Source organism: Nocardia terrae (genome assembly GCF_009760405.1).
Taxonomy (GTDB): Bacteria; Actinomycetota; Actinomycetes; order Mycobacteriales; family Mycobacteriaceae; genus Nocardia; species Nocardia terrae.
Window position 1 is genome coordinate 188605 of sequence record NZ_WRPP01000004.1, and the last position, 12697, is coordinate 201301.

6 protein-coding genes are annotated in these 12697 nt (G+C 68.6%); 3 read left to right on the forward strand and 3 right to left on the reverse strand.

Annotated features, from left to right (window positions below; translation table 11 throughout):
* The first annotated feature begins 62 nt into the window (after window positions 1-62).
* Window positions 63-1952, forward strand: coding sequence for a glycosyltransferase family protein (locus GPX89_RS21065; RefSeq protein WP_328602111.1), 1890 nt, complete (start codon window positions 63-65; stop codon window positions 1950-1952).
* Here the strand turns inward: GPX89_RS21065 and GPX89_RS21070 are convergent.
* Both GPX89_RS21070 and GPX89_RS21075 read right to left on the reverse strand, forming a co-directional pair.
* Window positions 1937-3535, reverse strand: a complete 1599-nt coding sequence (locus GPX89_RS21070; protein ID WP_157389368.1) for a serine/threonine-protein kinase — start codon at window positions 3533-3535, stop codon at window positions 1937-1939. The two genes, GPX89_RS21065 and GPX89_RS21070, sit on opposite strands and share 16 nt — an antisense overlap.
* Before the next feature lie 14 nt (window positions 3536-3549).
* Window positions 3550-5427 carry a serine/threonine-protein kinase gene (locus GPX89_RS21075; RefSeq protein ID WP_198347526.1) on the reverse strand — a complete coding sequence of 626 codons (1878 nt, stop codon included), beginning with the start codon at window positions 5425-5427 and terminating at the stop codon, window positions 3550-3552.
* A gap of 63 nt (window positions 5428-5490) precedes the next feature.
* On the opposite strand from GPX89_RS21075, the gene GPX89_RS21080 reads away from it, so the two are divergent.
* A complete protein-coding gene (locus GPX89_RS21080) occupies window positions 5491-8751 on the forward strand; it encodes an arabinosyltransferase domain-containing protein (RefSeq protein WP_157389370.1) in 3261 nt (1086 codons plus the stop codon).
* Between the two features lie 229 nt (window positions 8752-8980).
* Window positions 8981-12334: an arabinosyltransferase domain-containing protein gene (locus GPX89_RS21085; protein WP_407939441.1), complete on the forward strand. Its 3354-nt coding sequence runs from the start codon at window positions 8981-8983 to the stop codon at window positions 12332-12334.
* Window positions 12335-12426: 92 nt separating this feature from the next.
* Here GPX89_RS21085 and GPX89_RS21090 read toward each other — a convergent pair whose 3' ends face one another.
* The gene (locus GPX89_RS21090) at window positions 12427-12633 is read right to left on the reverse strand and encodes a DUF5988 family protein (protein WP_157389371.1); all 207 of its coding nucleotides are present in this window, start codon (window positions 12631-12633) and stop codon (window positions 12427-12429) included.
* Window positions 12634-12697 lie beyond the last annotated feature (64 nt).

Genomic DNA, 12697 nt, shown 5'->3' on the forward strand with positions numbered 1-12697 from the left:
TGCAATCTCAGCCGAACCCGGTAGCGTGGGCCGCTGATTGCAAGGCACCAAGGAGTTAGCGCGTGGCACAGGGGCGGGTATCCGACCGGGGGGTTGAAGACGGTTCGGCGGTAGCGGTTCTCGACCGCCCCGCTCCGGAAACGGCTCGCCCCAAGCTCTCTCGGCCCCGGCGCGTAGCCCGCCGGATTCGGCTCGCCCGCGCCGATGTGATCGTGGCGACCGGGTATCTGTCGCTGGCGGTGCTGGTGCTCTCGGGCCAGTGGCTGCAGCCCGACCGCGGATATCTGATCAAGAGCGGCCAGGACCAGACCATGTGGGAATGGTTCTTCGCGGTCACCGCGCACAATGTCGCGCACCTGGAGAACCCGCTCGGCACGCTGCTGCAGAACTATCCCGACGGCGTGAACATGATGGCCAATACCGCCATGTTCGGCGTCGGGGTGCCGCTCACCCCGGTCACCCTGCTGTTCGGTCCGACGGTCACCTTCGTGCTGGTGCTCACCCTGGGCCTGTTCGGCACCGCGTTCGCCTGGTACTGGCTGTTCTCGCGCGAGGTGGTGTCGTCCAAGTTCGCGGCGGCCGTGGGCGGTCTGTTCTGTGGTTTCGCGCCCGCCATGATCTCGCACGCCAACGCACACCCGAATTTCGTGGTGCTGGCGCTGCTTCCGCTGATCGCGCTGCAGTTGATCCGGATGACGCGGCGCGCCAACGCGACCAGGGAACTCCGCAAGGCACGGCGCAATCGCGACGCCTTCGTGCTCGGCTTGCTGGTGGCGCTGCAGATCGCGCTCGGTGAGGAGCCGCTGCTCGTCTTCGCCTTGGCCTTCGGTCTTTTCGCGTTCGTCTACTACCTGCACGCGCCGGGCACCGGCCTGCGCGCGCTGCGCACCATCACCCCGACCGTGCTGCTGGCCGGGCTGATCACGGTGGCGCTCACCGAGATTCCGCTGTGGTGGCAGTTCTTCGGACCGCAGTCCTACCGATCCATCGAGCACGGGCCGATGGGCAACGATCTGAAGGCGCTGTTCCAGTTCCCGTCCGAATCGCTGGGCGGTCTGGTCTCGCACGGCCAGAACGTGGCCATCAATCCCACCGAGGAGAACTCGTACTTCGGCTGGCCGCTGTGGATCGTGGTCGCGGTGGCCGCGGTGCTCATGTGGCGCGAGCGGGTGGTGCGCGCGGCGGCCACGGTGATCGTGGTGTTCACGGTGCTGTCACTGGGCGCGACCCTGATGATCGGCAAGACGAGCACCGGCATCAACCTGCCGTGGAAGCGGCTCGACCATGTGCCGCTGCTGGATTCGGTGCTGGAGTCGCGCTTCACCATGGCCGCGATTCCGGCCGTCGCGATCATTCTGGCCCTGGCCACCCAGCGCGCCCTGGACTATTGGAAGGTCTCGGCGACCGACTGGCGGCCGCTGGCCCTGTTCGCGGCGCTGATCTTCGCGCTGCTGCCGCTCACCCCGACGATCCTGCCCGTCGTGCAGCGCCCGGACACTCCGGTGTTCTTCACCGACGGCACTGTGCGACACTATATTTCGAACGGTTCGGTGGTGATCGCACCGCCACCCACCGCACCCGACGCCCGCGCGCTGCGCTGGCAGGTCGATTCGAACTTCGCCTTTCCGCTCGCCGGCGGCTATTTCGTCGGCCCGACCGGCACCTCCAAGAAGGGCCGCTACGGCCCCGACGATCGCCCCACCGCCAGCCTGCTGATCAAGGCCCAGCAGTCCAATACGGTTCCGGTCGTGGACGACGCCGCCCGCGCCCAGGCGCTGGAGGACCTGCGCTACTGGCACGCGGACGTGATCGTGCTGCCGCCCACCGACAATGGCGACACTCTGCGCCTGACCGTCGACCAGCTCCTCGGCTTCCCCGCGAAATACGTTGACGGCGTGTGGCTCTGGGATGTGCGCGGCCTGGTCCGAGACGCCGGTCAGCCCACCTTCTGATAGGTCACGAAACCGCTGACCGAGAGCGCGCGGGTGATCTGCCCATTGCTCAGCAACAGCTCGTGCGTGCCCTGGACCTGGCAGCCGCTGCCGCCCGCGCTGAGGGTGCCCGCGCCGAGGGTGATGTCCCCGGTGCCGGGGACGCCGAGCAGACGGTAGTCGAAGACGCAGGTCACGCTGGAGGTCCGCACCGTCGAGGTCACCAGTACCTGGTTGATCTCGCCCTGCCGGATGCTCAGGTGATAGTCGTTGGCGTTGGAATCACTGGACCCCGACCACTCGCCGACGAATTCCGCGGGTACACGGCCCGCGGGCGTCGTGGTCGCGGCGACCGTGGTCGCGGGCACGGCTGTGGCCATGGTCGGTATCGCGGCGGACAGCGGTGCGCCGCTGGGGGTTCCGTGACTCTCCAGTTCGGCGACCACCCAGATGGCGCTGCCGCCGAGCACCGCGGCCGTCAGTACCGCGAACAGTCCGATGAGCACCCCGCGGCTCGTGCCCGAGGCGGGGCGGACCGGGTCCGGGACCCGATGCCGGTGCGGCACAGCGTCTTCGGCCGGTCCGCCCGCCCCGTAGGCGATGCCGTAGACCGGTTGACCGGAATCGGCGTAGTAGTGGCCCGGCCCCAGCACGGTCGGGTCGGTGCCCGGCGAGCGCAGCACGGTCGGGTCCGTGCGCGGGGACCGCGCCACGGTGGGATCGGTGACGAAGCCGATCGGCGGGGTATCGACCGAGGTCTTGGTGGCGGGGGCCCGCAAGGCCGCCAGTGCGGCATCGGTGAAATCCACACAGCTGGGGAATCTTTCGTCCGGATGTTTGGCCAGTGCGCGATCGAACACGGCGTCCAGCCCCGCCGGGAGATCCGGGCGCACCTGGGTCACGCGCAGCGGCGGCGTCGTGGTGTGCGCGTAGATCAGCCCCACCAGGTCGTTGGCCAGGAACGGCCGGGAGCCGGTGAGCAGCACGAAAAGCGTGCAGGCCAGCGAGTATTGGTCGGTGCGCGGATCCAGCGGACGGCCCGACACCTGTTCGGGAGAGGCGAAGGCGAAGGTCGCGGAAATGTCCCCGGTCTTGGTGACGTGTGTGGTCTCGTCACGCAGCCGGGCGATGCCGAAGTCGGTCAGCAGCGCTCGCTCGGGGCGCCCGTTCTCGGCCGGGGACAGCATGATGTTGGAGGGCTTCACATCCCGGTGCAGGACCCCTTTGGAGTGCGCGTAGTCGAGGGCGGAGGCGATGCCCGCGCCGATGCGCAGCGCCCGCTCCGGGGACAGGCCCGAAAGCCCGTCCGCGTCCGGGCCGTCCACGTACTGCATGGCGATCCACAGCCGCCCGTCGTCGAGTCCGCGGTCGTAGACCGAGACGATGTTCGGGTGGTCGAAGCGGGCGGTGATGTCGGCCTCCCGCTCGAAGCGCCGCCACCCGTCGGCGTCGGCGTTCACCTCGTCGCGGTGGAAGACCTTGAGCGCGGCCAGGCGCGGTAGCCGCGGATGCCGGGCGGCGTAGACCGTGCCCGAGCCACCGGCCCCGATCCAGCGTTCGATGACGTATCCGGCGATCTCCTCGCCCGGCTTCAGATCGGCCATGGTCGCGCACCTACCTACTTCAAGGGAGCCCTTTCGAGCCAGTCGGTCAGGAGGCTGTTCACCGTGTGCCCGGGCCAGCGCAGCACCATGACGAAGCGGGAGCGGGGGTCACCGTCGGGGAAGGTGACGGCGGCGACCGCGCGATGGGCCTCGGTGTCCTGGGTGGCCGCGGGATCCACGGCGGCGGCGGTGGTGACGGTCAGCTCGCCCGCGACGTCGTCGTGGCTGACTCCGGTGGTGGCGACCTTGTTGTCGAAGAAGAGCTGGGCGACCGATTGCCCTGGGCGAGCGTCGAAGTCGAGGATGTCGAAGTGGACCTGGCCGGTGGTGTCGTCGGCATTGCAGCGCACCCGGTGCGCACCCTGGGCGGCCTCACCGGGACCCGGATCCTTGGCCCGGCACGAGCTGCCCTGCCAGCCGACCGCGGTGCCGGTGGAGTCGAGCTGGCCGATCAGGCTGGGGAAGGCACGAGCGATGGCGGTGTCGTCGCGGCCCCAGGACGACACCACGGCGTCGTCGCGGGTGTAGGTGATCAGGCCGCTCACATCGGTTTTGCGGCTGACGCGGCCGTCGGACAGCAGGGTGAGCGTGGTCGGGCCGTTGGCCTTGCAGGCGTTGGCCGGTTCCCGCTCGACGATCTGGGAGGTGCCGACGATCAGCCGGTCGCCGTCGTGGGGCACCTCCTCCAGCGGCGCGGAGAATTCGCAGTGGAACGGAACCCCGTTGGGCAGCACGCCGTCCACGCGATTGGACAGCACGGGATCGCCGACCTTGCCCTGATCGACGGTCAGCCGGTAGTTGGTCTGGCCCTCGGTCGCCAGCCAGATACCGACGAACCTGTCCGGAACCAGGCCGCCGGTGGCGTGCACGGACGGCGGGTCGCCCCGGTGCAGGGCGAAGGCGACACCCGCCGCGGTCACCGCGGCCACCGTCACCGGAATGAGGGTGCGGCGGTGCACGATGCTCTGCCACAGCGGTTTCCGACTCCGGTCCGCGGGCCGGGGCACGGGCGGATGCGGGAGCAGTCGGGCGGGCGCGGTGAGGGCCAGCGCGGGATCGGAGTAGTAGGCCAGGGTGGCGGCGTAGGCGAAATCCGCGCAGCTCTCGAAACGATCCTGCGGATCCTTGGCCAGGGCGCGCTCGAAGACCGCGTCCATGGCCTCGGGCAGTTCGGGATTCACCTCGCTGATGCGCAGCGGCCGCTCCTGGGTATGGGCGTGGACCCACCCCAGCGGGTTGTCGGCGCGGAAGGGCCGACGGTCGGTGAGCAACACGAAAAGCGTGCAGGCCAGCGAGTATTGGTCGGATCGAGGACCGACCGGCTTGCCGCTCACCTGCTCGGGTGATGCGAAAGCGAAAGTGGCGGAGATATTACCGGTATGGGTGAACTTGGTCGTCTCGTCGCGCAGCCGGGCGATGCCGAAGTCGGTGAGCAGGGCGCGTTCCGGACGGCCGCTGTCGGGATCGGCCACCAGGATGTTGGAGGGCTTCACATCGCGGTGCAGCACGCCCTTGCCGTGCGCGTAGTCCAGCGCGGCCGCGATCTCGGTGCCGATGCGCAGACCCCGATCGGGCGAAACATTGTGCAGTTCAGCGGCATCCAGGCCGTCGATGAACTGCATGGAGATCCAGAACAGGTCCTCGGCGACGCCGCGGTCGTAGACCTGCACGATATTGGGGTGATCGAAGTGCGCGGCGATGTCGGCCTCACGCTCGAAACGCCGCCACACATCGTCGTCCCCCACGACGTCGTCCCTTTTCAAGATCTTGAGGGCTGTGAGCCTGGGTAACCGCGGGTGCCGCGCCGCGTAGACGACGCCCGACCCCCCGGCCCCGATTCGCCGCGCGATCACATACCCGGCGATCACTTCGCCAGGTCGCAGCTCGGTCATGCTTCCTCTTTGTCTTCCGGCCCGGCCCCACGCCCAGTTCGGATAACAACCATCATAGAGTCGATGCTCGTGCGCGCAGACTTCCGAGCGTTCCACCGCATCCGCATCGTCGCCCTGGTGTCCGGTCTTCTCGGATTCCTGCTGGCGGTGATCACGCCGATCCTGCCCGTCAACCAGGATCGGCCCACACTGCATTGGCCCCAAGGGGATACGGCGAACATCGACGCCCCATTGGTGTCGTATATCCCGTTGAACCTGGATGTGAGCCTGCCGTGCCAGCTCCTGCGAGACCTGCCGACCGGCGCCCTGTTCTCGACCGTGCCCGAGTCTTCCGGGCAGGCCGAGTCGAAGGGGCTGGTCGTCAAGGTCACCGACGAGCCGGAGAAGGGGCGCACGGTCTCGGTGCTGGTGCGGCTGATTCCGCTGCTGTCCGCACCGGTCTCGGAGATCGGGGACTGCACCGCGATCACCGTGCATTCCGATGCCGCCGAGACCCGGGTGGAGTTCACCGGGGTCGACCGCAAGGACGGGACGCCGTTCGTCGGCAGGGTCGGCGGTGACACCCGGCCGCAGGTGGTGGGCCTGTTCACCGACCTGAAGCGGGACCAGCTCGGAAACGCCTCCGCCACGGTGCATATCGACGCGCGCTTCACCTCCAGCCCCAACTGGATGAAGCGGGCCGCGACCATCGCCGCCGCGGTGTTCACGCTGATCGCCCTGATCGCGCTGCACATGCTGGACACTTCCGACGGCCGCAAGCCGCGGCGCTTCCTGCCCGCGCACTGGTGGCGTGTGCGACTCGCCGATGTCGCGGTGATCGGCACGCTGGCGGTGTGGCATGTCATCGGCGCGAACACCTCCGACGACGGCTACATCCTGAACATGGCTCGAGCCTCGAAGGTTTCGGGCTACATGGCCAACTACTACCGCTGGTTCGGGGTGGCCGAAGCGCCGTTCGGCTGGCCGTACGAGGTGCTGGCCTGGATGACCCGGATCAGCGACTCCAGCCCCTGGATGCGCCTGCCCGCCCTGCTGGCCGGAATCGCCTGCTGGCTGGTCATCAGCCGGGAAGTGCTGCCGCGCTTGGGTTCGCGGGTGCGCCGCGACAATGTCGCGATCTGGACCGCCGGACTGGTGTTCCTGGCGGCCTGGATGCCCTACGACAACGGGCTGCGCCCCGAACCGCTCATCGCGGCCGGCGCGCTGCTGACCTGGTGCTCGATCGAAAGGGCCATTGCCACCGGACGTTTGCTGCCTGCCGCGGCCGGGGTGCTGATCGCGGCGTTCTCGCTGGCGGCCGGGCCCACCGGGCTCATCTGCATCGCGGCGCTGATCGCGGGCGCGCGGCCGGTGCTCATGATCATCATCAAGCGCGCCAAGGGGCCGGGCTCGTGGCTGCTGCGCTACGGCGCGCTGCTCGCGCCCGGTGTGGCGGCCGGAACCCTGGTGCTGGTGGTGGTTTTCGCCGACCAGACCCTCGCCTCGGTCATGGAGGCGACCCGGGTGCGCACGCTGATCGGGCCCAATGTGGCCTGGTTCGACGAGCGCACCCGCTGGGATTCGCTGCTCATGCTCTCCCCCGACGGGTCGCTGGCCCGCCGGTTCGGGATCCTGGCCATGCTGCTGGCCCTGGTCGTGTGCGTCATGGTGATGCTGCGCAAGAACGGCCGCATCCCCGGCACCTCGCGCGGGCCGTCGGCACGGATCCTGGGCATCATCTTCATGTCGCTGTTCCTGATGATGTTCACGCCCACCAAGTGGACCCACCACTTCGGCGTGTACGCCGGACTCGCCGGATCGGTGGCGGCCTTGGCGGCGGTGGCCGTGGGCGTCAACGGGATCCGCTCACCCCGCAACCGGACGCTGTTCACCGCGGCGGTGTTCTTCCTGCTGGCCATGACCTTCACCGGGCCCAATGGCTGGTGGTACGTGTCCAGCTACGGCGTGCCGTGGTTCGACAAGGCCCCGCTCATCGCGGGCAAGGGCTTCTCCACGCTGTTCCTGGGGCTGGCGGTGCTGTGCCTGCTCATCGCGGCCTACCAGCACTTCCGGGAGCCGTACACGACGCCGAAGCCGGTGCGCGGCTTCGACAAGTTCGCCAGCATGCCGCTCACCATCGCGGCGGCGGCGCTGGTGCTGTTCGAGGTGCTGTCGCTGGCCAAGGCGGCGGTGAGCCAGTACCCGGCGTACTCGATCACCGAGTCGAATCTGCGGGCGCTGAAGGGCGATTCGTGCGCGCTGGCCAACGAGGTGCTGGTGGAGACCGACACCGCCGCATCGCTGCTGCACCCCTGGACCGGCTCCGACGCCGACGGATTGTCCGCCGAGAACACCGGATTCACGCCCAACGGCGTCGCCTCCGACCTCACCGCGGACGCCGAGGAGACCGTCACGGGCGGGGCCAACTCGGTCAACGACAAGTCCTCCGGGAACAAGACCTCCAAGACCACCGGTGCGGGCACCGGCGGCGGCAAGAGCGAGGAGGTCGGCATCAACGGCAGCTCGGTGGCGCTGCCCTTCGGGCTGGACCCGGCCAAGACGCCGATCGAGGGCAGCTACACCGAAGGCGAGCAGCAGGTTTCGAAGCTCACCACGCAGTGGTACAACGCCGAGAAGCTGAACAGCGTGCGCAACGACCCCGCGTACAAGGTGCTGATCGTGACGGCCGCCGGACGCATCAAGTCCTTCAACAAGGACGGCGTGCAGACCTACGGCCAGGACCTGGTCGTCGAGTACGGCACCCGTGACGCCCAGGGCAATGTCACGAACACCGGCCAGATCCGGCCGATCGATATCGGCCCGAGCCCGTCGTGGCGCAATCTGCGCGTGCCGCTGGATCAGATTCCCGCGGGGGCCAACGCCATTCGCCTGGTGCTCAGCGACGCCGACATCACCCCGCGTCAGTGGCTGGCCGTCACCCCGCCGCGACTGCCCAAGCTGGAGACGCTGAATTCCCTTGTCGGCGACAAGGCTCCGGTCCTGGAGGACTGGCACGTCGGCCTCGCCTTCCCGTGCCAGCGGCCCTTCGACCACCACGACGGCGTGGCCGAGGTGCCCGAATGGCGCATCCTGCCCGACCGGGTGGGCCAGGACGCCTCGAATGCCTGGCAGGACGACATCGGCGGCGGTCCACTGGGCTGGACGGGTTTGTTGCTCAAGTCCGAGACCCGGCCGAGCTACCTCGACCACGACTGGAGCCGGGACTGGGGTTCGCTCGAGAAGTTCACCCCTTATGTCCCGGATGCGAATGCCGAACCGACCCTGGACGTGACCGTCCAAACCCGCTCCGGCCTGGCCAAGGATGACCCCATCAAGGTCAAATGAGACGCGACAACTGATTTCGTGAGGTTCGGGGTAACTCACCGGGTACCCCCAGAATCGGTTCGGCACCCAACCGCCGGCACGGGTGCCGAACCGGCTACGGCTCTCAGCCGCCCGCTGAAGTCCCGGGGAGTGCGGGGAGCGGGGGCTTTTTCAATCATTTTCACTATGCGTGTCGTGGCGCGGGAGTGAACACCGCCACTCCCAGGGACTACCGATACGATCAGCAACCGTGCCCGACGCCTCCGCTGTCCTCACCAAGCCGGATAACCCGGCTACCGCACCCGCGACACCGCGCGATTTCCGCATCGCGAAGCTGATCGCTATCGTCGCGGGCCTGCTCGGCGCGGTTTTCGCGCTGGCGACGCCCTTCCTGCCGGTGCAGCAGACGCAGGCGGAGGTGAGCTGGCCGCAAGGCGGTTCGCTCGATCCGGTGCAGGCGGCGCTGATGTCGCAGGTGCCCATCGACGTCAACGCCACCATCCCGTGTTCCGCCGTCCAGCAACTGGATCCGCGCGGCGGCATCCTGCTGGCAACCGCGCCCCCGCAGGGCAAGGGCGCGGACCTGGAGGCCATGTTCGTTCGCGTGTCCGGCGAGAGCGTGGACGTGCTGGACCGGAATGCCGTGGTGGCCACCGCGACCCGCGCGGAGCTGAACGAGTGCTCCACCATCGTCATCACCTCCGACGACAAGGCGACCTCCGCGGTCTTCGAGGGCGTCACCCGCAGCGTGGAGAAGCCGACCGCGGACGGCGGCCGGGAACTGGTCACCGTGCCGGTCGAGGGCAAGCTGCTCGGCGACCTGCGCCCGCAGGTGGTGGGCGTGTTCACCGATATGAAAGGCGCGGTGCCGGAGGGCCTTTCGTTCCACATGACGGTGGACTCGCGGTTCTCCTCCTCGCCGACGATCATCAAGCTGGTGGCGATCATCGCCGCCGTGCTGCTCACCCTGCTGGCCATGGGCGCGCTGGCGGTGCTGGACACCAGTGACGGCCGCGGGCACCGGCGCATCCTGCCGGCGCACTGGCTGAAGCCGACCTGGGCCGACGGCGGCATCATCGGCACCCTGCTGCTGTGGCACTTCGTGGGCGCCAACACCTCCGACGACGGCTACATCCTGACCATGGTCCGGGTGGCCCCGCACGCGGGCTACCTGGCCAACTACTTCCGCTGGTTCGGCGTGCCGGAAGCGCCGTTCGGCTGGTACTACTACGTCATCCAGGCCTTCGCCGAGGTGTCCACGGCCAGCCCGTGGGTGCGAATTCCCGCGCTGCTCTGCGGAATCCTGTGCTGGCTGGTGATCAGCCGCGAGGTGGTGCCGCGGCTCGGCAACGCGGTGGCCAAGTCCAAGGTGGCGCTGTGGACCGGCGGCCTGGTGTTCCTGGCCTTCTGGATGCCCTACGACAACGGCCTGCGGTCGGAGCCCATCGTGGCCCTGGGCGCGCTGCTGACCTGGGTGTCCATCGAACGGGCCATCGCCACTTCACGATTGCTGCCCGCCGCGGTCGCCGTGCTGGTGGCGGCGTTCACGCTGGCGGCGGCGCCGACCGGCCTGATGTGTGTGGCGGCGCTGCTCGCCGGTATCCGGCCACTGGTCCGCATCGTGGTCCGGCGGCGCAAACAGTTCGGTGACGTGGCCCTGCTGGCGCCGATCGCGGCGGCCGGGTTCCTGGTCCTGGTGGCGGTTTTCGCCGATCAGACCTTCGCCGGAATCATGGAGGGCGACCGGGTGCGACAGGTGACCGGCCCCAACCTGGCCTGGTACGAGGACTACCTGCGTTACTACTACCTGTTCGTCGAGACCGTCGACGGCTCGCTGGCCCGCCGGTTCGCGTTCCTGCTCATGATCCTGTGCCTGATCACCACCCTGCTGGTGCTGCTGCGCCGGCGGCAGGTGCCGGGCATCGCGAGCGCGCCGACCTGGCGGCTCATGGGCGTGGTCTTCGGAACCATCTTCTTCATGATGTTCAACCCGACCAAGTGGACCCACCACTTCGGTTCGTACGCGGGCATCGCCGGCTCGCTGGCGGCGGTGACCGCGGTCGCGGTGTCCGCCACCGCACTTCGATCCCGCAAGAACCGCTCGGTGTTCCTGGCCGGGTTGCTGTTCACCCTCGCCGTCGCCTTCTCCGGCATCAACGGCTACTGGTACGTCTCCAGCTACGGCGTGCCGTGGTTCGACAAGCGGGTGTCGCTGCACGGCTTCCAGTCCAACACCTTCATGCTCATGCTCTTCGGCCTGGCCCTGGCAGTCGTGGCCTGGCAGTCGCTGCGTGAGGGCTACGCCAAGCCGATGGAGAACGGAAAGACCGCGCGCGGCAGGCGGGTCCGCAAGTTCGCGGCCATCCCGCTCACCGTGATCGCCGCGCTCATGGTGGCGTTCGAGGTGCTGTCGCTGGTCAAGGGCGCGGTGACGCAGTACCCGGCGTACTCGCTGGCGCGCTCGAACTTCGACGCGCTCGCGGGCAAGACCTGCGGGCTCGCCAATGACGTGCTGGTCGAGCCGGATGTCAACAGCGGCAACCTGACCCCGATCATCGATCCGGCCCACCCGCCGAAGGACGGCGACCCGCTGGCCGGGGAGAACCCGGTCGGCTTCTCCCCCAACGGCGTCGCCGACAAGCTGGACGCCGACAGCGTCGAGGTGAAGCCGGGCACCGGCAACACCTCCACCCAGACCGTGGGCCCGGCCTTCGAGAAGGGCCAGAACGCGGGCACCGGCGGCGGCAAGGGCGCGGAGGGCGTCAACGGGTCCACCGTGGCCCTGCCCTTCGGGCTGAACCCGGCCACCACCCCGGTCATGGGCAGCTACCAGGACGGCGTGCAGCAGCCCGCCGAACTGACCTCGAGCTGGTACCAGCTGCCGGCCCGCTCGGACGACTCCCCACTGATCGTCATCTCGGCGGCGGGCCGCGTCATGTCCTTCGACGACACCGGGAATATGACCTACGGCCAGGACATCTTCCTGAAGTACGGCCACCGCAACGCCGACGGCAGCGTCACCGAGCTGGGCCAGTACCGCCCGCTCGACATCGGCCCGGCCCCGTCCTGGCGCAACCTGCGCATCCCGCGCTCGGCGCTGCCCGACGACGCCGACGCCGTGCGCGTCTACGCCCGCGACCCGATCCTGATCGGCGACCAGTGGCTGGCCTTCACCCCGCCGCGGGTGCCGAAGCTGGTGTCGCTCAACAACTATCTGGGATCCGACCAGCCGATCCTGCTGGACTGGGCGGTGGGCCTGCAGTTCCCGTGCCAGCACCCGTTCGACCACAAGAACGGCGTGGTGGATTCGGCCCCCAAGTACCGCATCCTGCCCGACCGCCCGCTGGCCATCAGCTCCACGAACACCTGGCAGGCAGAGGAATTCGGCGGTCCGCTGGGCTGGGCGGAGATGCTGTCGGGCTCCAAGACCGTCCCGACCTATCTGAAGGACAACTACGCCCGCGACTGGGGTTCGCTCGAGCAGTACACCCCGTACTACTCGAACCCGTCCGATCCGGCGAAGTTCCCCAAGCCCGCGCAGATCGACACCCACGTGGTGGATCGCTCCGGGCTGTGGTCACCGGGCAAGATGCGGGTCTTCTGATCCGCTGAGCCCGGACATGCGATAGCCGGTGGCCGCCCGCTTCCTTGCGGGCGGCCACTTATGTGTTCAGGTCCTACCGAGATTTCGAGCGTTCAGCGCTTGGCGTCGACGTGAGCCACCCATTCGTAGACGGGCAGGCTGCCCTCCGGGGTGTCGCGCCACCGGGACGTCACTTTGAAACGCTCGTAGCCACTTCCGGTCTGCACCCGCAATTCGACGCCCGGTGGCGTGATCGGAACGATCCGCGTTTCGAGGTCTTCGGGCCCGCCTTCGAGTAGCGCCTTCGGTGAGGTACTCATAGCTGAAGGCTCTCACATCTGCCCGGGCCACCCGATAGATTCAGCGCAATCGGCGAGCCGCCTG

What these genes read in the sequence shown, in the direction of transcription:
- GPX89_RS21070 (WP_157389368.1), bottom strand. Translation starts at nt 3,535, where the DNA reads ATGGCCGATCTGAAGCCGGGCGAGGAGATCGCCGGATACGTCATCGAA.
- GPX89_RS21090 (WP_157389371.1), bottom strand. Translation starts at nt 12,633, where the DNA reads ATGAGTACCTCACCGAAGGCGCTACTCGAAGGCGGGCCCGAAGACCTC.
- GPX89_RS21075 (WP_198347526.1), bottom strand. Translation starts at nt 5,427, where the DNA reads ATGACCGAGCTGCGACCTGGCGAAGTGATCGCCGGGTATGTGATCGCG.
- GPX89_RS21080 (WP_157389370.1), top strand. Translation starts at nt 5,491, where the DNA reads ATGCTCGTGCGCGCAGACTTCCGAGCGTTCCACCGCATCCGCATCGTC.